We start from the raw sequence: 21,738 nt of genomic DNA, 5'->3' as shown, positions 1-21,738 counted from the left end.
CCTCAATGCGCCAGCCGCAGCGGCTGCGACGGCACCTGCCCGCCGCGGCACTTGCGTACCTGCCAGGCCTCGCGCTCGGGCAGGAATTCCAGCCGCAGCGCCGCCGGCGAGGCATTGACCGCATGGCGCCGGTCGCGCAGCGCGAATGCGCAGCAATTGCCGCTGTCGGCCGCCACCTGCAGGCGCCGCAGCGCGCGTGCATCGCCAGTCTGCGGCCAGCCCAGCACCGCCGCACAGGCGCCGCTGCGCAGGCATTGTTCGAAGGCCCACAGCGCTTGCCGCGGCTCGGCCTGCACCACCTCCAGCTGTTCCAGCACCACCCCGCCCGCCTGCCAGGCCGGCGCATACGGAATGAACGGCGGCGCCACCAGCACCACCCGGCTGCCGGCGCCGGTCATGCGTGCCAGCGTGGGCAGCAGCAAGCCGATCTCGCCCACGCCATGGGCCGGCAACAACAGCTCGGTGAGCGCACGCCGCGGCCAGCCGCCATCGGGCAGCACCGCATCCAGCGCGGCGTGCCCGGTGGTTTCACCGCCGCTGACGGTGGCCGTGCCGTGGCCGGCCCGCCACACCGTGCGCGCGGCCAGCAATGCGTCCAGCGGCATGGCCACTGCTGCATTGCCGTGCTGTCGCAATTGCACCGGCTCGCTCATCTCAGCCCTGCCGGATCAGGCCGCAGTACAGCCCTTCGATCGCGAAGTCGGCATCGGCGGCCACCACGATCGGCGCATGCGCGCGGTTGCGCGGCAGCAGGCGAATGGAGTCGGCACCGCGCTCCAGCCGCTTGATGGTGATTTCGCCATCCACCCGCGCCACCACGATCTGGCCATCACGCGCCTCGTTGCTGCGATGCACGCCGACCAGATCGCCATCCAGGATGCCGTCGTCGATCATCGAGTCGCCCTGCACCTTGAGCAGGTAATCCGGGCGCAGCGAAAACAGCGCGCGGTCCAGCCACAGTTGCCGGTCCAGGCCGATATCCGCCCCGATCGGCACGCCGGCCGCCACCCGCCCCAGCACCGGCAACGCCAGCAAGGCATCGCGGTGACGACCGCCCGGCATGCGGATGCCGCGCTTCTGATTGGGCAGCAGCTCGATCAAGCCGGCCTCGGCCAGCGCCTGCACATGCTTTTGCGCCGCAGTGCGCGAGGCAAACCCGAAGGCCTGCGCGATTTCGGCCAGGCTGGGAAAGACCCCTGCCATGGCCTGCTCCTGCAGGAAGGCCAGCACGGCGGCACGTTGGGGGGGAAGCGATGGCATCGGAGGTTCGGCAGCTGGACGGGACAAGGTGTACATTTGTACACCCATCGATCGCAGCAGGCGAGACCGGCTTGCTGAGCCGCTTCAGTACGCCACTTGCGACTGGCCGAGGCACAAGTTATAACTCAAGTACTAACGCGAGATGCCGCCATGAAACTCAAGATCACCGCCATCGGCAATTCCTCGGGGGTCATCCTGCCCAAGGAACTGCTTGCCCGCCTGCGACTCGGCAAGGGCGATGAACTCTATGCACTGGAGACGCCAGACGGCATCAAGCTGACTGCCTTCGACCCGACGCTGGCGGCACAGATGGATGTGGCCGAGCAAGTGATGCGCGAGGACCGCCAAGTGCTGAACAAGCTGGCCAAGTGAACACGCGCATGTTGGTGTGGATCACGCGCGCGCTGGCATCGGCGATTCACGAACGTCAATTGAGCGAGCACGGCGGCGCAAGCGGGATACGTGACGAGGCGCTATTGGACTCGGCACTCGCACGCCCGCAACAGCTGTTTTCCTACGGCAATCCTCCGCCCGACCTAGTGGAACTGGCGGCCAGCCTGGCCTACGGACTCGCGCGCAACCACCCGTTTGTGGATGGCAACAAACGGACTGCACATGTGTGCTACCGGGTTTTTCTGCTGCTCAACGGTGCCGAGCTCATCGCTTCGCAGGAAGAGAAGTACGTTGCCATGATGGGCCTGGCCGATGGCGCGTGGACCGAAGCAACATTTGTGCAGTGGCTGCGGCCGCGCGTGCGCTTGCGCGCGGACGCGCATGTCCACGAGCCGCGAGACCCTTACGGCTGACAGCATGCTTGTAGCAGCGACACGCCTGTGCCAGGGCATGCAATGCGCAAGTATTGGATCCACGCAGCCGTAGCCGTAGCCGTAGCCGGTTATGTTGCGGTTGCCGCATGACCTGGCGCTCTTACTGGGCACGCTTGCGCGTCGCAGCCGCCTTCTTCGCGGCCGCCTTGCGCACGGCCGGGCCCTTGGTCTTCGCTGCCTTCTTCGCTGCTGTCGAGCGATCACTGGCCGTGCGCTTTTTTGCGGCACGCGCAGTCTGGGTGGACAACGCCTTTTTACCCACCGTCTTCTTGGCGGTGGTGTGCTTGCTGGCGGTCTTCAAAGCCTTCTTTGCGCCGGCCGAGCGTGTGCGCGACACCGGTTTTTTGGAGGTCGCAGCGGCCTTGTCCTGCGCAGCTTTTTCCCTGGTGGCCTTGGATGCAGAACGGGATGGCGCAACATCCACGCCGTCGCGGCGCGCCTTGGACAAGCCGATCGCGATGGCCTGCTTGGTGTTTTTCACTCCGTGCGCACCCTTGCGCACCTGGTCGATCTCTTCTTTCACATATTCGCCGGCCTGGGTACTGGCCGACTTTCCTTCGCGCTTGTCCTTGGCGGCAGCGCGGCGTGTCTTGGTCTGAGGCATGACACTATCCCAGGCGATGGATGGCAACTCGGTGTATCAAACGCTGCGTCAATACACAGTCGGCGCGATGCTTACTTTGCGTTGAAGCATGCCTGGCGTCTTCACCTGCGCTTGCGCTTGCGCAGCCATCGATCGCATTGGCGTATTCGGCAGATACATACGTAATGGCACCACGATCACACTAGCCCTCCCCGGCCGGCAACGGCTCGCCTTGCGCATCGTAGGCCGGTGGGTGATAGAAGTTGACGGTCTTCAGAGGCCGCGTTCCGGTGTTGCGGATTTCATGCGCCTGGCCGCGTTCGATGGCGAGCAGGCTTCCACCCTGCAACGGGTGCGATTGCCCATCGACGATGGCCGTGCCGTCGCCATCGACGACGTACAACCACTGGTCGGCACCGCGATGGCGATTGTCGGGCCCGCCTTCGCCCTCGCCCGGTGCGATCACCATCTCGGCGGCCTGCACCTGATGCAGCGAGAACAACACCTTGAAGGCCTCGGTCAATGTCAGTTGTGCGGTCTGCATGGGGCACCTCCTCGGGAACTGCCGCGATGCTGTGCCGGCTGGCGTCAAGGCACTGGCAATGCGCTCACCGGTTGCCGCAATACCAGACCCAGATCCGCTCGGGCAGATGCGCCTGCAGCGGCAGATCCACGGCGCGGTAGCCATCGAGCACGTCGCGCAACGCGCGTTGGGCCGGGGTTGGCCCGATCAGGCCCTCCAGCTCGTCCGGACTCAGCTGCGCGGCGGACCAGTCGTACAACCAGTCGATGCGTTGCGCCATTGCCGCGTGCAACCAGTCGCGCAACACGAAGACGCGATAGCCGTGGATGCGCAGATCGGCTACCGCCAGTTCCAGCGCCTCGCTCACGCCACGGAACCACTCGGTCTGCCCACCGGCTGCGACCCGGATCGTCATCGGGGCAGGTGCATTGTGCGCACGCAAGGGCCGACGTAGCTGCAGCTCCAGATCGCGCGCATCGCGCTCGCGCTCGGCTTCCACCAGCAGACCGCGTTGGAGATCGAAGAAATCGAACCAGCGAGGATGCAGGCTGCCGATGCGTGCCAATGGATCGCGCGAAAAGCCGATCTTGCAATGGTCTTCCCATCGGCACGGGAACACGTAGGTGAAACAACGCCCATCGGTCGCCACTCTCGTGCCTTCCCACTCGCGCGCGCTCATCGCCAATCTGCGCGTACGCGCACTGGCGGCGCAGCTGCGGATATGGCCGACGCCGGTTTCCGGCCGGACACGTTGCGCCCACCACAACGCGACGCATCGCGCCGTTGCGGCGCGATGCAATCCTGCACCGAAGGGCTGTGAGCGGTGGCTTCGAGCCGGCGCACTTGCGCATCCGGCCACGCAATCGCCTGCAGGCGCTCTGCATTGCCCAGCCGGGCACGCCGCATTGCTTGCTCGAGCACGCCTGTGGTGTGGTCGAGCACGCGTGCGAGCATCGGACACTGCAGCACGTGTCCACCATGCAACGGAAGATCGATGTTGACGCCGGGTCGGCTCATGGCGGCCATCGTGTTCTGATGGCGCAAGAATAGCGGCCGCGTGTCGCAACAGACGGGACGCAGGCAGCTGAAGCGCCCGTGTCGCTGACGAATTCAGCTGACGCGTGGCCACCTGTTACGCAATCGCGCAATACCTACCTGCACACCCGTGCCACCGCCACGACGCAGCACGATGTCCGTCTCAGCGCGCCGCAGGCGCCGTTCGATGGCTGCGTGGTCACCCTGCGTTGACCGCGGCGCGTTCAAGGTGGTGGCCCTCCTCAGCCATCGCCACGGGGTTCGCATGAATGCCACGCCCGCCACCGCCCACGACACGGCGCAGGCAACTGCCACGTCCGCACCGACCTATCCGGTCAAGCTGCGCATCAATGGCCAGTCCTACCAATTGCAGCTCGAAGCCTGGGTGAGCCTGCTCGATCTGTTGCGCGATCGGCTGGATCTCACCGGCAGCAAGAAAGGCTGTGACCACGGCCAGTGCGGCGCCTGCACGGTGCTGGTGAATGGGCGCCGCATTAATAGCTGCCTGACCCTGGCCGTCATGCAGGACGGCGCCGACATCACCACCGTTGAAGGCCTTGCCGATGGCGAGCAGCTGCATCCCTTGCAGCGTGCCTTCATCGAACGCGATGCCTTCCAATGCGGCTACTGCACGCCGGGCCAGCTGTGCTCGGCAGCAGGCCTCATCAACGAAGGTAAAGCGCGCGATCGCGATCAGGTCCGCGAGCTGATGAGCGGCAACCTGTGCCGCTGCGGCGCGTATCCGCAGATCACCGACGCAGTGATGGACGTGCTCGACGCATCCGCCGAAGCGAAAAGCGGCGCAACCAGGACCTGGGAACCCGGGACGGTGCCGGCATGATTCCGCTCAGCTATGTGCGCGCCGACAGCATCGACGCGGCGCTCGCCGCCATCGCCCCGCGCGGCGAAGACCCGCATCCTGTGCCCTCGGAAGCGCCGGTTCGCCTGATCGCCGGTGGCACCAATCTCACCGACCTGATGAAGCTGCAGCTGATGCGGCCCAGCCGCCTGGTGGACATCAATCACCTGCCGCTGGACAGCATCAGCGTCCAGCCCGATGGAGGCATGCGGCTGGGCGCGTTGGCGCGCAATGCCGACACTGCGTACCACCCAGACGTGCAGGCGCGCTATCCATTACTGAGCGCAGCCATCCTGGCGGGTGCCTCGCCGCAGATCCGCAACATGGCCAGCAATGGCGGCAACCTGCTGCAACGCACGCGCTGCATGTATTTCTACGACAGCGCCACCGCGTGCAACAAGCACACGCCGGGCAGCGGCTGCTCGGCCATCGGCGGCCTGACCAAGTACAACGCCATTCTCGGTGCCAGCGCACAGTGCATCGCGACGCACCCCTCGGACATGTGCGTGGCTTTGGCGGCATTGGACGCGGTCGTACACGTGCAGGGCCCTCGCGGCGAACGCGATATCGCATTCGCCGATTTCCATCGCCTGCCGGGCGAGCATCCCGAACTGGACAGCACGCTGGAACCGGACGAGCTGATCGTGCATATCGATTTACCCGATGCACAGCGCTTCGTCGCGCATAGCGCCTACCTCAAGATCCGTGAGCGCCTGTCGTACGCATTCGCACTGGTGTCGGTGGCCGCTGCGCTGGACCTGGCCGAGGACGGCAGCATCCGTGCGGTGCGCGTGGCCCTGGGCGGGGTGGCGCACAAGCCCTGGCGTCAGCCGGAGGCCGAGAAGCAGGTGATCGGACGACCCGCCGATGCCGACAGTTTCGGACGATTGGCCGATGCGCTGCTGCAAGGCGCGCAGCCACAAGGCGAGAATGCGTTCAAGGTGCGCCTGGCGCACCGGACCATCGTGCGCGCGCTGGAAGTGGCGCGCGAAGGCACCGTCGACAACCGCGGACGCACCAGCGCGTTGGAGGAATCGCCATGAATGCACGCAGCAACGCGCTGCCCGGCAGCGAACTGACGCCACCGGTGGCCGAGCCCGGCACCGGTTTTCGCCCCACCGGCACCGGCGTCGCCCGCATCGACGGGCGCGCCAAGGTCACCGGCCAGGCACGCTACGCCGCCGAATGGCCGGTGCCGGACCTGGCCTATGGCGTGGTGGTCAGCAGCAGCATTGCCAAAGGCCACATTGTCGCTTTCGACCTGGCTGCGGCACGCGCCGTGCCGGGTGTGCTGGAGATCGTCACCCACGAAAACCGCCCGCGGATGCGCGGCATGGACCTGTTCTACAAGGACATGACCGCGCCGCCCGGCTCGCCGTTCCGCCCGCTCTACGACAACACCATTCTCTACAGCGGCCAGCCCATCGCACTGGTGGTGGCCGAGACATTCGAGGCGGCGCGGCATGCCGCGCATCTGGTGGAGGTGGAATACGCCCAGCAACCGCACCACACCAACCTGATGACCCATCTGGACCGTGCGCACAAACCCAAAGGCATGCGGGCCGGGTTCACGCCGCCGCCCAAGGACAAGGGCACGCCGGACACCGCCTTCGCCGATGCCGCCTGCCAGGTGCAGGCGGACTACTACAGCGGCGTCGAGCACCACAATCCGATGGAACTGTTCGCCTCCACCGTGATCCGCGAGGCCGATGGCCATTTCACCATCTACGACAAGACCCAGGGCTCGCAGAACAGTCGCTGGTATGTCTCGCACGTGTTCGGCCTGAGCAAGCGCAAGGTGACCGTGCGCAACCCGTACGTGGGTGGCGCCTTCGGCTCCGGGCTGCGCCCGCAATACCAGTTGCCGCTGGCGGTGATGGCCTCCATCCTGCTGGACCGCTCGGTGCGGGTGGTGCTCACGCGCCAGCAGATGTTCACCTTCGGTCATCGCCCGGAGACCGTGCAGCGGCTCAAGCTCGGTGCCGACCGCGATGGCACGCTGCGTGCGATCTGGCATGAGGCCATCGCCGAAACTTCGCGCATCGAAGACTACGTGGAAGTGGTGGTCAACTGGAGCGGGCAGCTCTACGCCTGCGACAACGTGCACCTGGGCTACAACCTGGTCAGCCTGGACCAGTACAGCCCGATGGACATGCGCGCGCCCGGCGCTACCCACGGCATGCATGCGCTGGAAGTGGCCATGGACGAACTGTCCTACGAAGTCGGCATCGATCCGCTGGCGCTGCGACTGAAGAACTACGCCGAGGTCAATCCTGCCGATGGCAAACCGTTCTCCAGCAAGGCATTGCGCGAATGCTATCGCCAAGGCGCCGAACGCTTCGGCTGGTCGCAACGTCCCCTGCAGCCGCGTGCGCGCAAGGAAGGGCGCGAATGGGTGGGTTGGGGCATGGCCACCGGGCAGTGGGATGCGATGCAGATGTTCGCGCGCGCGCATGCCGTGCTGCATGCCGATGGGCGCCTGGTGGTGAGCAGCGCAGCCAGCGATATCGGCACCGGCACGTATACGGTGATGACGATGATCGCTGCCGAGGCGCTGGGCCTGCCGCTGGAACAGGTCAGCTTCCAGCTCGGCGATTCAACTCTGCCGGTGGCTCCTATCGAAGGCGGCTCCTCGCACGTGAGTACCATAGGGTCTGCCGTGGATGGCGTCTGTGGCAAGTTGCGTACGCGGCTGCTGCGGCTGGCCCAGAACCTGCCCGATTCGCGCTTCGCGCGGACCAGGCTGGACGATGTGGTGTTCGCCAACGGTGCGATCGCCCTGCGGGCCGATGCCAGCAGCGCAATTGCGTTGCCACAGCTGCTGCAGGCCGCCGGCCTGGCGCAGATCGAAGACAAGTTCCTGCTGCTGCCCAACGTACTCAAGCAACGCAAGTACACCCGCGCCACGCACGCGGCCGTGTTCGTCGAAGTGCGCGTGGACGAAGACCTGGGCACCGTGCGGGTCACCCGCGTGGTCAGCGCCATCGCTGCCGGACGCATCCTCAACCCCACCACCGCGCGCAGCCAGATCATCGGCGGCGTGGTGTGGGGCATCGGCCAGGCGCTGCACGAACATACCCAATCGGACCATCGTTTCGGCCGCTTCATGAATCACGATCTGGCGCAGTATCACGTCAGCGCCAATGCCGATATTCATGACATCGAGGTGATCTTCGCCGACGAAGACGATCGCGTGGTCAGCAGCCTGGGCGCGAAGGGCGTGGGCGAAATCGGGCAGGTCGGCGTGTCGGCGGCGATCTGCAACGCCATCTTCCACGCTACCGGCAAGCGCATCCGCAGCACGCCGATGACACCGGACAAGGTGATGGCCGACTGATCGGCCAGCAGTCGACGAGTGCCTGTGACCAGGCCCCGGCGGCACCAGCGCCGGGGCCTGCAGATGGCAAGCCTGATCGGCGCCGCAATCGGTGCGAGTGCCTCGAAGTCAAGATTGGTAACGACAGCCGCTGCGCTGCATGCCAGGCGCGTGCGGCAACGCATCGCGCCATCTGCTCGACGCAGCGGCCTCGTACACCGGACAGCTGCCGCCATTACCGGCGGCGCACTCTCAGCGCGGCATTCCCTCGCGCATCGCTTGCGCCAGAAACGGTGCCGTGCGGCTGCCACGGTGGCGCGCTACGCGCTCCGGCGCTCCGGCCACCACGACTTCGCCGCCTGCATCGCCCGCGCCCGGGCCCATGTCCAGCACCCAGTCGCTGCTGGCGGCAACGCGCATATCGTGTTCGACCACGATCACCGTATTGCCTGCGTCCACCAGCCCCTGCAGCTGCGCCATCAAGGTATCCACGTCGGCCGGGTGCAGGCCGGTGGTGGGTTCGTCGAGCACGTAGACGGTGTCGCGCCGCTGGGCGCGTTGCAGTTCGGTGGCCAGCTTGATGCGCTGCGCTTCGCCACCGGACAGTTCGGTGGCCGGCTGACCAAGACGCAGATAGCCCAGGCCCACCTTACGCAATACCTGCAGCGGACGCAGCACGCTGGCGTCGTCGGCGAAGAAGCTGGCCGCCTGCTCCACCGTCATCTCCAACACCTGCGCGATCGAATGCCCGCGCAATTCGATCTCCAGGGTCTTGGCGTTATAGCGCGCGCCATGGCATGTGGGGCACGGTGCATACACGCTGGGCATGAACAGCAGTTCCACCGATACCGAGCCTTCACCCTCGCAGGTGGCGCAGCGGCCCTTGGCCACATTGAAGGAAAACTGCCCCGGGTCGTAGCGGCGGCGGCGCGCGGCCGGCGTGGCGGCAAACAACTTGCGAACCGGATCGAACAGGCCCGTGTAGGTGGCCAGATTCGAGCGCGGTGTCCGCCCGATCGGCTTCTGGTCCACGCGCACCAGCCGGCGCACCTGCTCCAGCCCAGCGACGATCGCGCCGCCCACCGGCACCTCGGTGCCCCGCTCGAGCGGATCGAGCGTCTCGTCGTCTTCTGCCTGGGCCTGTCCCAGATGCGCCGCCAGCAGCTCCACCAGTGCCTGGCTGATCAACGACGACTTGCCCGAGCCGGATACCCCGGTGACCGTGGTGAACACACCCAGCGGCAGATCCACATCCAGCCCACGCACGTTGTTGCGGGTGATGCCGCGCAACTGCAGCCAGCCGCTCGCCTGGCGCGCGCGGCTGCGCACCTGCGGCGGTGCGCCGAACAGGTAGCGCCGCGTGGACGAGGTTTCCACTGCCTCCAGTCCCGCCGGCGGGCCGCTGTACAGCACCTGCCCGCCATGCGCACCGGCGGCCGGGCCCACATCCACGATCCAGTCGGCGTGACGGATCACATCCACTTCGTGCTCCACCACGAAGACCGAATTGCCTGCGGCCTTGAGTTGATCCAATGCGCCCAGCAGCGCCTGCGCATCGGCCGGATGCAGGCCGGCCGATGGTTCGTCCATCACGTACACCACGCCGAACAACTGCGAGCGGATCTGCGTGGCCAGCCGCAAGCGCTGCAGCTCGCCCGGCGACAAGGTGGGCGTGCTGCGCTCCAGGCTGAGATATCCCAACCCCAGCGCCTGCACCACCTGGATACGCGCACGCAGGTCGGCGGCGATGCGTTGCGCGGCGATACGCTGCTCCGGATGCTCGGCCGCATTGTTCTTTTTCCCGTGCGTACGCAGGTCGGCATCCGCTGCCGGGCGCAGCAACTCGGCCACCTCGTCCAGCGGGCGCCGCGACAGCTCACCGATATCCAGCCCGGCAAAGGTCACCGACAGCGCTTCGCGTCGCAGCCGCTTGCCCCCACAATGCGGGCATTGCGTGCTGACCAGATACTGCGCCACGCGCTTTTTCATCTGCGCGCTCTGCGTGGTGGCGAAGGTGTGCAGCACATAGCGCCGCGCGCTGGTGAAGGTACCCATGTAGCTGGGCTCTTCCTTGCGCTTGAGCGCGCGCTTGACCTCGTCCAGGCTGTAGCCGGCATACACCGGCACCACCGGTTGCTCGTCGGTGAACAGAATCCAGTCGCGGGTTTTCTTGGGAAATTTGTGCCACGGCAGATCCACGTCGATGCCCAGCGTGGTGAGGATGTCGCGCTGGTTCTGGCCATGCCAGGCGCCGGGCCAGGCCGCCACCGCGCGCTCGCGGATGCTCAGGCCGCGATCCAGCACCATGGTCGCCTCGGTCGCGTCGTAGATGCGCCCCAACCCGTGACAGGTGGGGCAGGCGCCGGCTGGCGTGTTCGGCGAGAATCCATCGGCATAGATGATCTCCTGCCCCGGCGGGTACGTCCCCGCCCGCGAATACAGCATGCGCAAGGAATTGGAGATGGTGGTGACGCTGCCCACCGACGAACGCGCGCTTGGCGCACCGCGCGCCTGCTGCAAGGCCACCGCCGGCGGCAGGCCGTCGATGGCATCCACTTCCGGTACGCCCACCTGGTCGATCAGGCGCCGCGCATAGGGCGAGATCGAATCCAGATAACGCCGCTGCGCTTCCGCAAAGATGGTACCGAACGCCAGCGACGATTTGCCCGAGCCGGACACCCCGGTGAACACCACCAGCGCATCGCGCGGAATATCCACGTCCACATTCTTGAGGTTGTGCTCGCGCGCACCGCGCAGGTGCACCTGGCCGGAGGGAGCGGACGTTGCGTTGGACATGAACATGGAACCGGAATCGACAAGGCCCCAGCCTAGCGCGCCCGGCATGCAGCCAGCGTCAGCGCTTGCGGTCGGTCAACGCCTGCGCACGCGGACTCAGGCCGGGGCGTGCGTCGGTACAGGCCGTTGCCCGGCTTCGGCCAATGCCTGCATCCGTGCCACCACCGCGCTGAACAAGCGCGCAGTGGCGGCATTGCGGGTGCGAAAGATCTCTTCCAGTGCGGCGTAGTACCACAGCGTGCCATCGCGACCGGCCGTGAAGACAGCGAAGATGTCCTGGCCCACCGCGGGGTTTTCCAGATCCTGCACGATGGTGCGTGCGTTATAGAGCTTGTCGCAGCCAGACACCAGCAAGGCGCGCTCCGGCGTTCTGCGCAGGTGCTCCAGGTATGCCAGCTTGCGCTCGCGCCAGTCGCGCTCGCGTGCACGCTCGCTGTCGTCCACCTCGGCCTTGTCCTCGGCGGTGGCATCGGTGCAGGCCATCACGATGTCGGCCACGCTGTCACCGAACTGCGCGCGGATCGACGCCTCATGCCCGCCGCCGCAATCCTCCACCACATCGTGCAGCAGCCCCGCGATGGCCTGCTCCTCGTCACCACCACATTCCAGCACCAGGGTGGACACACCCAGCAGATGGCTCAGATAAGGGATCTGCGTGCCCTTGCGCAGCTGCCCGGCATGGGCGATGCGGGCGTAGTCCACGGCCTGGGCGTAGCGTTCGGTGAGAGCGGTCATGGGGCATCCGATGCGGGCGATGCTCCCAGTATCGTCGAGCCCGACCATAGGCGGGGTGAGGACGGTGCGATGGGCAAGGCGAGCTGGGCAGCACGGCAGGCTCCTCGCCGCACGCCGGAAGACCGTTGCAGCGGGCGCAGCCATCCGCCATGTCGGCGCAACACCACACGCATTCGCCGTGTATCGGCCGGCCAGATAACCCGGATCACTGTGCCACTTGAGGGCATTGGCCTTGCAAAACCCGTCGGCAACGCCGCAATCGGGCCGGCCATCTCAATGACACGCCATTGCAGCCGATAGGACTAGGCTCGATCCACGCCGCACGGTGACCCACGCCATGACCCAGATTCCTGTTTGCAACGCCTGCCGCGATGGCCAGGAATTCCCGACTGCCATCACCATGGCGTTCCAGCCCATCGTCGATGTCGCCGCGCGCAGCATCTACGCCGGCGAAGCGCTGGTGCGCGGCGTCAATGGCGAGTCTGCCGGCAGCATCCTGGCGGCGGTGGACGCACGCAACCGCTATGCCTTCGACCAGGCCTGCCGCATCAAGGCCATCGAATGCGCCGCGCAGATCGCCCTGCCCGCGCTGCTGTCGATCAACTTCATGCCCAATGCGGTCTACAACCCCGAGCACTGCCTGCGCGCCACGCTGTCTGCCACCGCGCAATACGGCTGGCCGCTGGCGGGCATCATCTTCGAGGTCAGCGAACAGGAATATCTGGCCGACCCCGCACACCTGCTCGACATCCTGCGCACCTATCGCGCCCGCGGCATGAAGACCGCCATCGACGATTTCGGCGCCGGCTACGCCGGCCTCGGCCTGCTGGCCGAATTCCAGCCCGACCTGCTCAAGCTGGACATCGCGCTGGTGCGCGGCATCGACACCGACCGCAGCCGCCAGGCCATCGTGCGCCACGTCACCCGCATGTGCGAGGAACTGCACATCGCCGTCATCGCCGAAGGCATCGAACGCCCCGGCGAATACCGCGCACTGCGCGACCTGGGCATCCAGCTGCAGCAAGGCTATCTGTTCGCCCGCCCGCAGATCGGCGCACTGCCGCAGGTGCATTGGCCGGAGTGAGCGCGCGAGCGGCTTTCCCTATTCCCTATTCCCCAGCACTGGCAAGCTCGGACACCGGCACCGGATTGGCCTGGTGCGCAAGATACTGATGAATCTGCGCGACCACCGCCGCACCCTCGCCCACCGCAGCGGCCACGCGCTTGACCGAACCGGCGCGCACATCGCCGATGGCGAACACGCCGGGGCGATTGGTTTCCAGCGGCAGGCAGGCCGGCACGCCATCGCCGCGCGCGGCGCCGGTGACGACGAAACCGCGTTGGTCGGTCTCCACGCAGTCCTGCAGCCAGCCGGTATTGGGGTCGGCACCGACGAACAGGAACAGGTGCCGTAGCTCCACGCGCGTGGTCGCGCCATCGCCGCGCGTGCGCAACACCGCCGCCTGCAGGCCGCGTTCGGCATCGCCTTCCAGTGCGGACACGTCGGTACCGGTATGCAGCTGCACGTTCGGCAGCGCAGCGATGCGCTCGATCAGGTATTGCGACATCGATGCTTCCAACCCATTGCCGCGAATGATCAGATGCAGTTGCGCGACCCGCGGCGCCAGGAAGGCCACCGCCTGGCCGGCAGAATTGCCGCCACCCACCAGCGCCACCACGCCGCCCTCGCATAGCCGCGCTTCCACCGGCGATGCCCAATACGAAACGCCATGGCCTTCGAAGCGGTCCAGCCCGTCGATCTCCGGGCGACGGTAGCGTGCGCCCGAAGCGATCACCACGGTGCTGGCCAGCACCTGCTTGCCATCGGCCAGATCCAGGTGCAGGGCACCGTCGTCGCGCCCGCATTCCAGGGTGGCCGCCTCGATCGGGATCGCCAGTTCCGCACCGAACTTCAGCGCCTGGTTGTAGGCACGACCGGCCAGCGCCTGGCCGGAAATGCCGGTAGGAAAGCCCAGATAGTTTTCGATGCGCGCCGAGGCGCCCGCCTGCCCGCCGATGGCGCGCTGGTCCATCACCAGGACCGACAGGCCTTCGGAAGCGGCGTACACCGCGGTGGCCAGGCCTGCGGGGCCGGCACCGACGATCGCCACGTCGTAGCGCCGGTCCGGATCGATCTCCGGCGTCATGCCCAGGCAATGCGCGGCTTCGGCATCGCTGGGCTGGCGCAGCACGCGGCCGCTGGGGCAGACCATCACCGGCAGATCGTGCGCCTGGATACCCAGGCGCTCGACCAGTGCGCGGCCATCGTCGTTGGAGATGTCCACCACCGTGTTCGGATAACCGTTGCGGGTGAGAAAGCCCTGCAGCCGCGTCAGATGCCGGTCGCCCGGCGCACCGATCAACACCGAGCCGGAGGCATCGCCCTCGATCAGGCCCACCCGGCGCAGGATCAGCGCACGCATCACCACCTCGCCGACTTCGGCGGAGCTGATCATCAGCGCACGCACATGTGCGGTATCGAACGGCAGCGCCAGGCAACCATCCGGCCCGGCGCGCCCGGCGGCCAGCGACGCGCGCCCGGCCAGCTGGCTCACCTCGCCGGTGAACTGGCCGGGCGTGTGCCGGGTGATCGGCTTTTCGTTGCCCAGGCCGTCGCGGCGTACCACCTCGATATCGCCTTCCAGCACCACCCAGACCGGCGCCTGCGCATCGCCGACCTCGAACACGGTATCGCCTGGCGCGAACCGCTGCGCCGGGCCGCTGGCGAAGCGCCGCGCAAGTGCCAGCTGGCCCGCATCGAGCTCGGGAAACATCTGATGGTGGCGGGTATCGTCCAGGGGCATGGATCGGCAACGCAGGTGGGGGACTGCATGCAAGCATGGACAGGGGTGATGGCGATGGCAATCACCCGAACGGGCAATGCCGACGGTGGTGTGAGCACCATGTCTTACAAGCGCACGCAACCGAACTGTGCTCCAGGCGAGCTGTTGCAGTAGCGTTGGCTGCATCGGAACGGGCGATTGATCGATGACGTCGGCAGACAACGACTCGGCAAGGCCCAACTGCGCCCGGTGCGTGGCTGCATGGCTGCGCGTTGGGATTTCAGCAGCCTGCCGAAACTGCGGTCGCCGGACATCGATCGACGTCTCCACATTGCAGCAGTGCAAACCCACGCTTGTACCGGCCGCGGATGACGGACGAGTTCGTCGCTGCCGCAATGCTTTGCAACGCGCAGCCAGCCACACCCACCCAATACAGCGGTTCGCCGTGGGGCCCGTCAGCCTGGCGACCCCGACCACAGCCAGCACGCGATGCGCAGGCGCACGCATGGTCCGCTGTCGCCGCTGTGCTACGGTCCGGCGCTGCATCCGCCCGGAGCCGCTTCGCATGCCGCATCGATCGATCGTTTCCCGCCTGCGCTGGCTGGCCATGTTTGCCGCCGTCGCGTCCTTCGCGTGTCCCGCCGCCCCGCGCGCGGCCGCGTCCGCCTTCGACGCAGTGGACCCGTTCATCGGCACAGGTGGCGAAGGCCATACCTACCCCGGCGCCACGGTGCCGTTCGGCATGGTGCAGTTGAGTCCGGACACGCAGATCAAGCCGCGCAAGGAGGCCTACGGCTGGGCGGCAGGATACCGACACAGCGACACCACCATCGTGGGCTTTTCGCATACGCATTTTTCCGGCTCCGGACACTCGGATCTGGGCGACATCCTGCTGATGCCGCAAACCGGGCAGGTCAAGCTGGAACGCGGCGATGCCAGCAAGCCCGGCAGCGGCTACACCGCGCAGTTCGACCACGCCAGCGAACAGGCGCAGCCCGGCTATTACGCGGTGACCTTGAAAGACCGCGCTATCCGCGCCGAACTCACTGCCAGCGCGCGCGTGGGCGTGCATCGCTACCGCTTTCCCAAGGGCGTGCCGGCGCATGTACTGGTGGACCTGCGCACCAGCCTGTACGACTACCCCGGCAAGGTGCAGTGGTCGCGGCTGCGCGTGCGCGCCGATGGCACCGTGACCGGCTTTCGTGAAACGCGCGGGTGGGCACCGGGCCGGCAGCTGTACTTCGCGATGCGCTTCTCGCGCCCGCTCACCGCCACGCAACTGCACGACACCGAACAGGACATCCCGTACAAGGGCTTCCCGCCGCCGGGTGACAAGAACCCCGCGCAGCGCGCGCAGATCGAAGGCAGGCAACTGGTCGGTGTGTTCGATGTCGCCAACGACGGCACGCCACTGGTGGTCACCGTGGCGCTGTCGCCGGTCAGTGAAGCGGCCGCCATCGCCAACCTGCAGGCCGAAGTGCCCGGCTTCGACTTCGACCGCGTGCGCGCCGATGCGCGTACGCAATGGACGAAGGCACTGTCGGCGATCGACGCGCAAGGCACGCCACGGCAACGTACCCAGCTCTACACCGCGCTGTATCACAGCCTGCTCGGCCCTACGCTGTTCATGGACAGTGATGGCGGCTACCGCGGCCCGGACAATGCTGTGCATCGTGCCGATGGCTGGACCAACTATTCCACCTTCTCGCTCTGGGACACCTACCGCGCCCTGCACCCGTTGCTCACGCTGGTACAGCCACCGCAACGCAGCAGCGACATGGTCAATTCGCTGCTGGCCGCACGCCGCGACAGCGCCTACGGCATCCTGCCGGTGTGGGCATTCCATGGCCTGGAAACCTGGTGCATGATCGGCTACCACGCGGTGCCGGTGATCGCCGATGCCTACATGAAGGGCATCGGCGGTTTCGACGCCGACGAGGCCTTGCAGGCGATGGTGGCCAGCGCCAACTACGGCCCCTATGACGGCATCGCGCAATACCGCGAGCTGGGCTATGTGCCGATCGACGAAGAAGGCGAAGCCGCCTCGAAGACGCTGGAATATGCGTTCGACGACTGGACCATCGCGCGCATGGCCGACAAGCTCGGCAAGCACCAGATCGCCGCCGACTTCAGCAAGCGCGCCGGCAACTGGAAGCACGCCTTCGACCCGGCCACTGGCTACATGCGCGCACGCACCCGCGCCGGCGACTTCCGCGAGCCGTTCGATCCCTCCGCCAGCGGCTACGGCAGCGACTACACCGAAGGCAATGCGTGGCAGTACTCATGGTACGTGCCGCAGGACGTGGCCGGCCTGGCGGCCGCGCATGGCGGCGAAGACAGGCTGCTTGCCCGCCTGGACGCCGTATTCGATGCCAAGGTCGACCCAAAGGTGTTCGAACACATGGAAGACATCACCGGCCTGATCGGCTGGTACGCGCATGGCAACGAGCCCAGCCATCACGTGGCCTATCTCTACGCGTATGCCGGCCAACCGTGGCGCACGCAGGCCCGCCTGAAGCAGATCATGGACACGCAATATCACGCTGGCCCGGAAGGGCTGGCCGGCAACGACGATCTGGGCCAGATGTCGGCCTGGCACGTGTTCACCACGCTGGGCTTCTACCCGGTGGCGCCGGGCAGCAACCAATACATCATCGGCCGCCCGTTCCTGCCGCGCACCACGCTCAACCTGCCCAATGGCAAGCGCTTTGCGGTGATAGCCGATGGCTTGAGCGATGCACGCAGCTATATCGGCAGCGCCACGCTCAATGGCAAACCATTGACCCGCGCCTACCTCACGCACGAAGAGATCCAGGCCGGCGGCGAACTGCGCTTCCGCATGCAGGCCACACCGAACCGGCAGTGGGCCACCGATCCGGCGCAGCGGCCGTATTCGATGTCGGTGCAGTAAGGCTGCACCGTCAGTAATGGATGCCCATGCGCAACCCGCAGGCATATGGCCCCACCACTGGAGGCAAGCTGCAGGGGGTGCCTGCGGCGACGCGTTGCGCGCTCCAGATTCCTTCTCCCATCGGGAGAAGGTGGCGCGCAGCGCCGGATGAGGGTACGGGCGTACGCAGAGCATGCGTCGCCAGCGATGCGAGTAAGCGCATCGACCGTTTGTAAAACGGTTAAGCAATCGTCCCTTCCCCCCTGTCCCGATGAGAGAGGAGCTATCTATCCGTTGCCGACCCGCGCGATAACCGATCCACGATCCCCGGAACTTCCGGCAGGATCTCCCGTGCCAGAAAACCCACGGTGCCGATCCGCGCGGCCAGCCGCTTGCCGGCTGCCGCATGCACGAACACGCCCCACAACGCTGCGGTCAATGCATCGCTTCCGCGTGCGGCAAACCCCGCAATCACGCCTGCCAGGGTATCGCCCGACCCGGAGGTCCCCAACCCCGGCACGCCGCCGCGATGCACCCACAGCGCGCCGTCCGGCCCGGCGATGAAACTGTCCGCGCCCTTGACGATCACCACGCTGCGCATCTTCCTGGCAAAGGCCAGCGCGTACTCGGCAGGTGCCGCTTCCACCGCCGCCTTGTCGTCATCGGCGAGCGCAGCCATCTCTCCCGCGTGCGGCGTCAGCACGAACGGCCGCCCGGCCGGTGCACGCAAGCGCCTGGACAATGCACCCGCATCGAGCACCAGCGTGCATACCGCCTGCGCAATCGCGCGCTGGACCAGAGCCGCCGTGGTGGCGGTGGATGTCATGCCCGGGCCGATCACCGCCGCATCGCATGCGGCCATGGCCGCATCCAGTGCGCGGTGCCCGCGCACGATCTCGCCCTGCGCGTTCTGCCCCAACCCCAACACCATCGCTTCCGGCACTGCCAACGCCATCCCTGGCGCCACGCCTGCCGCGGTAGCGATCTGCAGCTTGCCGGCACCCGCACGCAAGGCCGCCTCGCCCGCCAACAGCGCAGCGCCGGGGATACGCGTGGAGCCCCCCACGATCAGCACCCGCCCACGCTGCTCCTTGTCGCCACCCGGCGATGGCAACGGCATCGTGCGCAACGCCGCGGCCGTCAAGGTGCGCATCCGCGTGGCACGCATTCAGCGTGCCCCGGCCGGGCGATCGGATTCGGTGGTCACCGGCTCGTCGGCCAGTTCCGGCGGCACGAACTTGGTACGCAGCAACTCCAGCGATTGCCCGTCGGCCGCAGCCGCGTATTCGGTGACGCCGCAATTGGGCACATCGCCTTCGCGGTCGATGCCCAGGATGGTGGCTTCGTCCATCCGCTCGATCAGATAGCGGAAGCAGTTGACGATCACCTGATGCCCCACCACCAACACGCGTGCGCCCACATGATTGCGCTGCAGGTCGCCCACGATGCTGCGCAGGCGGAAGATCACATCGCACCAGCTCTCACCACCGGGCGGACGAAAATAGAACTTGCCCACCAGCTTGCGCTGCTCGGCCAGTTCCGGAAAGGTCGCCAGGATGCCGGCGGTGGTGTAACGGTCGAGCACGCCGAACTCCTTCTCGCGCAGCCGCTCGTCCACGCTGACCGTGTCGACCGGCTGCCCCAGCGCATGCGCCACCGCAGCGGCCGTCTGCCGCGCACGCACATAGGGGGAACTCAGGATCAAGGTCGGCCGCTCCGACTCGGGCAAACCGGCCATCCATGCACCCAGCGCCTCGGCCTGGCGCTCGCCCAGCGCCGACAACGGCACATCCGCATCGCGGTGTTCCAGGTCGATCAGCGACGCGCCGTTTGACTCGGCCGCATCGCGCGCCACATTGCCCGAACTCTGCCCGTGCCGCACCACCCATAACCGCGCCGGCCACTGTGCCGACACACCGGCTACCGCACTGTTCTCACTCACACCCATCTCCTGCATGACGTCGGCACCACGTGTCGCACAGCCCCCGTGAACAGCTGGTCGACTACGCCTGCGGTAGCGCCACCGGTGTCATGCATGAGTCCACACATAACCGTGCAGCAACGGACATGACACGCCGCACAGACCAGCGCAGATCCAACCGACGCATCACCCCGGCTCGGTATACTGAAAGCCCCCTCCAGACCGCTCGCTCATGTCCAACGTCCTTCAGCTGCGCACCGCAAAACAGCGCGAAGAACTCCTGGTAGACGACATACTGGACGCCGCTGAACGCTGCATCGACGAGATCGGCCTCTCGGCCACCAGCTTCGAACTGATCGCCGAACGCACCCGCCTCTCCTGCGGCAGCCTGCTGCAGCGTTTCGAAGATAAAGACGCGCTGGTGCGCGCCTTGCTGGAACGCAACTACATGCGCGCCATCCGCCAGATGTGGCTGGTGCAACGCCCGGCCGACGTGCACGTGGTGGACTTCATCGCCGGACTGCTCGAAGACTGGCTGCTGCAGGAAATCAACATCAAGCGCACCCGCATCGACCTGGAACTGCACCTGGCCACCCTGCGCGACCCGGTGCTGGCCGCCTTCATGCGCCGGCAGAGCGCATCGCTGATCGAACACCTCAGCGCTCTGCTAAAGCGGCTACTGCGCGGCCATGCCGACCCCGCCAGCAGCGAACACGAATTCCAGGCCCGCGTCTTCGCCGTCGCCGCCATGTGCGGCGGCCTGCACAGCGTGATGACCAGCGGCATGGAACTCAACCGCATGCATCTGCAGTTGATCCTGCGCGAGAGTTTGTCGGGGATTTTGAAGTCTGCGCCGGTGTGACCGGCGGCCTGATGTCACCCTGTTGAGGGACGACATCTGCGCGTGGCGAAATTCCTGCGCCAGTGCTGGCAGCCTCTCTTGGCATGCCGAGGACCACTGCATCCAACACGCCTCGGGTCATCGCGTCGGCGCTGCCGTGGCGGCGACCTTCCTGGACTTACCCACCCTGCTCCAGCTCAGGATCTGGCTTGCTGGGATCAGCAGGCGAGGCTTACTTTCGTCGGCAAGTCCGCCCGGCTGCGTCACATAGAAATCCGATCCTAGGCGGGTGACGATATCCACCGCCGGCAGCACGAAGACAGGCGATGACGGCTGCGCTCGCCGGCAAGCTGCCTCCGGCCAACTCGCCTTGACGATCTGGCAACCCTGTTCGGTCAACTGCAACTGCACGCCATCCAGCATACCGATGCCCAGCTTGCGAACGCTGACATCGACCATGCCCAACAGTCCGCCGCTGTAGAGCAATGCGACTAGCATGGCAGGCCCCACGACTCGAAGCCGCTGGGAAAAGCCAGCCCGATGTGTGGCATAGATTGCCCAATGCATCATGATCACCATGACGGCGGAAAGGATCAGATACATCCAGTCCGCTCCTGCAGTTGGCGGAGCCAAATAGCCCACAGCGAATCCTGCCAATGGCCAGAACGCCAGATATAGCAGCAACATCAATGCCAGCGTACCGCGGCGTTTGCGCAACAGCGGCCACAAGCGGCGCACTCTGTCTAAATCCCAGGCTACCGCGAGGATCGTCAGACCGGATGCACCTATACAGAAACCGGCGACGATGCCGTAAGTCGCCACGCGTCCATGTCCGCCATGTGCGCACAGCAGCATGACAGCGTAGTAACACGCGGCCAGCACCGCTGCGCAGGCAAAGACGGGGAGTCTGTCCAAAACCCGTTTCCGTCGCTTCCCTGGCTTCAGCTGCGCGTGCCGATAATACGACCGCAGTGCACTTCTGGGTGTAACGTTCTGCTTGGCACGCAGCGGTACCGGAAGCAGATGCTGATCCACCATCAACCCAATCATCCAGGCGGGTACCACCAGCAGGGCCAGGAAGCCCAGCAGGGCCAACCCTCCGAATAACGCGACCGCACTCAGCACCACACCCAGATCGCCAAGCGACAGCGAAGGCACATACCCGATACGCAAGAAGTGCGTCAACACCATGCCACCGCCCCAGCAAGGCACCCACCACTTCAGATCGACCCCAAAGGTCTGCCGCAGCATACGCCACAGCGGCGCAGCTTGCGGCGCGTCGGTGTCCCGTGCCGTAGCCAACGGGTAGAGTGGGTCTATTGCGCGTTCAGCTCGTTGCATTAGCGTGTCTCGCTATTACTCCCTGCGT

20 protein-coding genes are annotated in these 21,738 nt (G+C 66.4%); 9 read left to right on the top strand and 11 right to left on the bottom strand.

Annotated elements, in window-relative coordinates:
* Positions 1-2: 2 nt before the first annotated feature.
* The gene (gene imuA / locus LL964_RS11425; RefSeq protein ID WP_167395164.1) at positions 3-653 is read right to left on the bottom strand and encodes a translesion DNA synthesis-associated protein ImuA; all 651 of its coding nucleotides are present in this window, start codon (positions 651-653) and stop codon (positions 3-5) included.
* A gap of 1 nt (position 654) precedes the next feature.
* On the bottom strand, positions 655-1,260 hold the full coding sequence (lexA, locus tag LL964_RS11420) for a transcriptional repressor LexA (RefSeq protein ID WP_104584388.1): 606 nt from the start codon (positions 1,258-1,260) through the stop codon (positions 655-657).
* Between the two features lie 150 nt (positions 1,261-1,410).
* Here lexA and LL964_RS11415 point away from each other — a divergent pair, with 150 nt between their 5' ends.
* Together LL964_RS11415 and LL964_RS11410 are read left to right on the top strand one after the other, a co-directional pair.
* Positions 1,411-1,632, top strand: coding sequence for an AbrB/MazE/SpoVT family DNA-binding domain-containing protein (locus LL964_RS11415; RefSeq protein WP_104584390.1), 222 nt, complete (start codon positions 1,411-1,413; stop codon positions 1,630-1,632).
* An 8-nt stretch (positions 1,633-1,640) separates the two neighbouring features.
* Positions 1,641-2,066 (top strand): type II toxin-antitoxin system death-on-curing family toxin, encoded by a 426-nt coding sequence (locus LL964_RS11410; RefSeq protein ID WP_104585527.1) that lies wholly within the window; start codon positions 1,641-1,643, stop codon positions 2,064-2,066.
* A gap of 121 nt (positions 2,067-2,187) precedes the next feature.
* On the opposite strand, the gene LL964_RS11405 is transcribed toward LL964_RS11410, so the two are convergent.
* The 3 genes from LL964_RS11405 to LL964_RS11395 all read right to left on the bottom strand — a co-directional run bounded on the left by LL964_RS11405 (position 2,188) and on the right by LL964_RS11395 (position 3,872).
* A complete protein-coding gene (locus LL964_RS11405) occupies positions 2,188-2,691 on the bottom strand; it encodes a DUF6496 domain-containing protein (protein WP_104584392.1) in 504 nt (167 codons plus the stop codon).
* 181 nt (positions 2,692-2,872) lie between these two features.
* On the bottom strand, positions 2,873-3,214 hold the full coding sequence (locus LL964_RS11400) for a cupin domain-containing protein (protein ID WP_104584394.1): 342 nt from the start codon (positions 3,212-3,214) through the stop codon (positions 2,873-2,875).
* 64 nt (positions 3,215-3,278) lie between these two features.
* On the bottom strand, positions 3,279-3,872 hold the full coding sequence (locus LL964_RS11395) for a GIY-YIG nuclease family protein (RefSeq protein ID WP_104584396.1): 594 nt from the start codon (positions 3,870-3,872) through the stop codon (positions 3,279-3,281).
* A 416-nt stretch (positions 3,873-4,288) separates the two neighbouring features.
* On the opposite strand from LL964_RS11395, the gene LL964_RS11385 reads away from it, so the two are divergent.
* From LL964_RS11385 to LL964_RS11370, 4 genes are read left to right on the top strand one after another with little or no spacing between them, the layout of a single operon-like run.
* Positions 4,289-4,441: a hypothetical protein gene (locus LL964_RS11385; RefSeq protein WP_167395165.1), complete on the top strand. Its 153-nt coding sequence runs from the start codon at positions 4,289-4,291 to the stop codon at positions 4,439-4,441.
* Positions 4,442-4,493: 52 nt separating this feature from the next.
* Positions 4,494-5,069, top strand: a complete 576-nt coding sequence (locus LL964_RS11380; RefSeq protein ID WP_104584399.1) for a (2Fe-2S)-binding protein — start codon at positions 4,494-4,496, stop codon at positions 5,067-5,069.
* Positions 5,042-6,130, top strand: coding sequence for an FAD binding domain-containing protein (locus LL964_RS11375; RefSeq protein WP_167395192.1), 1,089 nt, complete (start codon positions 5,042-5,044; stop codon positions 6,128-6,130). Before LL964_RS11380 ends, LL964_RS11375 begins: the two co-directional genes overlap by 28 nt.
* Positions 6,127-8,424 carry a xanthine dehydrogenase family protein molybdopterin-binding subunit gene (locus tag LL964_RS11370; RefSeq protein WP_104584402.1) on the top strand — a complete coding sequence of 766 codons (2,298 nt, stop codon included), beginning with the start codon at positions 6,127-6,129 and terminating at the stop codon, positions 8,422-8,424. Before LL964_RS11375 ends, LL964_RS11370 begins: the two co-directional genes overlap by 4 nt.
* Positions 8,425-8,655: 231 nt before the next feature.
* Here LL964_RS11370 and LL964_RS11365 read toward each other — a convergent pair whose 3' ends face one another.
* Together LL964_RS11365 and LL964_RS11360 are read right to left on the bottom strand one after the other, a co-directional pair.
* Positions 8,656-11,199 carry an excinuclease ABC subunit UvrA gene (locus LL964_RS11365; RefSeq protein ID WP_104585529.1) on the bottom strand — a complete coding sequence of 848 codons (2,544 nt, stop codon included), beginning with the start codon at positions 11,197-11,199 and terminating at the stop codon, positions 8,656-8,658.
* A 96-nt stretch (positions 11,200-11,295) separates the two neighbouring features.
* Positions 11,296-11,934, bottom strand: coding sequence for an HD domain-containing protein (locus tag LL964_RS11360; protein WP_104584403.1), 639 nt, complete (start codon positions 11,932-11,934; stop codon positions 11,296-11,298).
* 337 nt (positions 11,935-12,271) lie between these two features.
* On the opposite strand from LL964_RS11360, the gene LL964_RS11355 reads away from it, so the two are divergent.
* Entirely contained in the window at positions 12,272-13,018 is a 747-nt protein-coding gene (locus tag LL964_RS11355) for an EAL domain-containing protein (protein WP_104584405.1), read from the top strand.
* Positions 13,019-13,043: 25 nt separating this feature from the next.
* Here the strand turns inward: LL964_RS11355 and LL964_RS11350 are convergent, their stop codons facing one another.
* On the bottom strand, positions 13,044-14,738 hold the full coding sequence (locus LL964_RS11350) for an FAD-dependent oxidoreductase (RefSeq protein ID WP_104584407.1): 1,695 nt from the start codon (positions 14,736-14,738) through the stop codon (positions 13,044-13,046).
* Positions 14,739-15,282: 544 nt separating this feature from the next.
* Between LL964_RS11350 and LL964_RS11345 the strand changes: the two genes are divergently transcribed.
* Positions 15,283-17,628: a GH92 family glycosyl hydrolase gene (locus LL964_RS11345; protein WP_104584408.1), complete on the top strand. Its 2,346-nt coding sequence runs from the start codon at positions 15,283-15,285 to the stop codon at positions 17,626-17,628.
* 262 nt (positions 17,629-17,890) lie between these two features.
* Here LL964_RS11345 and LL964_RS11340 read toward each other — a convergent pair whose 3' ends face one another.
* Positions 17,891-18,775 carry an NAD(P)H-hydrate dehydratase gene (locus LL964_RS11340; RefSeq protein WP_104584409.1) on the bottom strand — a complete coding sequence of 295 codons (885 nt, stop codon included), beginning with the start codon at positions 18,773-18,775 and terminating at the stop codon, positions 17,891-17,893.
* Positions 18,776-19,555, bottom strand: a complete 780-nt coding sequence (locus LL964_RS11335) for a histidine phosphatase family protein (protein WP_104584411.1) — start codon at positions 19,553-19,555, stop codon at positions 18,776-18,778.
* 205 nt (positions 19,556-19,760) lie between these two features.
* Between LL964_RS11335 and LL964_RS11330 the strand changes: the two genes are divergently transcribed.
* Entirely contained in the window at positions 19,761-20,390 is a 630-nt protein-coding gene (locus LL964_RS11330) for a TetR/AcrR family transcriptional regulator (RefSeq protein ID WP_104584412.1), read from the top strand.
* A gap of 117 nt (positions 20,391-20,507) precedes the next feature.
* Here the strand turns inward: LL964_RS11330 and LL964_RS11325 are convergent, their stop codons facing one another.
* Complete coding sequence (locus tag LL964_RS11325) at positions 20,508-21,710, bottom strand: hypothetical protein (RefSeq protein WP_146092289.1); 1,203 nt, start codon at positions 21,708-21,710, stop codon at positions 20,508-20,510.
* Positions 21,711-21,738 lie beyond the last annotated feature (28 nt).

Source organism: Xanthomonas melonis (genome assembly GCF_020783655.1).
GTDB lineage: Bacteria > Pseudomonadota > Gammaproteobacteria > Xanthomonadales > Xanthomonadaceae > Xanthomonas > Xanthomonas melonis.
Note: the sequence above shows the minus strand (reverse complement) of the source record. Positions and strands in the feature narration are given on the sequence as shown.

What these genes read in the sequence shown, in the direction of transcription:
- LL964_RS11355 (WP_104584405.1), top strand. Translation starts at nt 12,272, where the DNA reads ATGACCCAGATTCCTGTTTGCAACGCCTGCCGCGATGGCCAGGAATTC.
- LL964_RS11400 (WP_104584394.1), bottom strand. Translation starts at nt 3,214, where the DNA reads ATGCAGACCGCACAACTGACATTGACCGAGGCCTTCAAGGTGTTGTTC.
- lexA (WP_104584388.1), bottom strand. Translation starts at nt 1,260, where the DNA reads ATGCCATCGCTTCCCCCCCAACGTGCCGCCGTGCTGGCCTTCCTGCAG.
- LL964_RS11335 (WP_104584411.1), bottom strand. Translation starts at nt 19,555, where the DNA reads ATGGGTGTGAGTGAGAACAGTGCGGTAGCCGGTGTGTCGGCACAGTGG.
- imuA (WP_167395164.1), bottom strand. Translation starts at nt 653, where the DNA reads ATGAGCGAGCCGGTGCAATTGCGACAGCACGGCAATGCAGCAGTGGCC.
- LL964_RS11370 (WP_104584402.1), top strand. Translation starts at nt 6,127, where the DNA reads ATGAATGCACGCAGCAACGCGCTGCCCGGCAGCGAACTGACGCCACCG.
- LL964_RS11330 (WP_104584412.1), top strand. Translation starts at nt 19,761, where the DNA reads ATGTCCAACGTCCTTCAGCTGCGCACCGCAAAACAGCGCGAAGAACTC.
- LL964_RS11410 (WP_104585527.1), top strand. Translation starts at nt 1,641, where the DNA reads ATGTTGGTGTGGATCACGCGCGCGCTGGCATCGGCGATTCACGAACGT.
- LL964_RS11325 (WP_146092289.1), bottom strand. Translation starts at nt 21,710, where the DNA reads ATGCAACGAGCTGAACGCGCAATAGACCCACTCTACCCGTTGGCTACG.
- LL964_RS11340 (WP_104584409.1), bottom strand. Translation starts at nt 18,775, where the DNA reads ATGCGTGCCACGCGGATGCGCACCTTGACGGCCGCGGCGTTGCGCACG.
- LL964_RS11395 (WP_104584396.1), bottom strand. Translation starts at nt 3,872, where the DNA reads ATGAGCGCGCGCGAGTGGGAAGGCACGAGAGTGGCGACCGATGGGCGT.
- LL964_RS11350 (WP_104584407.1), bottom strand. Translation starts at nt 14,738, where the DNA reads ATGCCCCTGGACGATACCCGCCACCATCAGATGTTTCCCGAGCTCGAT.
- LL964_RS11405 (WP_104584392.1), bottom strand. Translation starts at nt 2,691, where the DNA reads ATGCCTCAGACCAAGACACGCCGCGCTGCCGCCAAGGACAAGCGCGAA.
- LL964_RS11365 (WP_104585529.1), bottom strand. Translation starts at nt 11,199, where the DNA reads ATGTCCAACGCAACGTCCGCTCCCTCCGGCCAGGTGCACCTGCGCGGT.
- LL964_RS11360 (WP_104584403.1), bottom strand. Translation starts at nt 11,934, where the DNA reads ATGACCGCTCTCACCGAACGCTACGCCCAGGCCGTGGACTACGCCCGC.
- LL964_RS11345 (WP_104584408.1), top strand. Translation starts at nt 15,283, where the DNA reads ATGCCGCATCGATCGATCGTTTCCCGCCTGCGCTGGCTGGCCATGTTT.
- LL964_RS11380 (WP_104584399.1), top strand. Translation starts at nt 4,494, where the DNA reads ATGAATGCCACGCCCGCCACCGCCCACGACACGGCGCAGGCAACTGCC.
- LL964_RS11415 (WP_104584390.1), top strand. Translation starts at nt 1,411, where the DNA reads ATGAAACTCAAGATCACCGCCATCGGCAATTCCTCGGGGGTCATCCTG.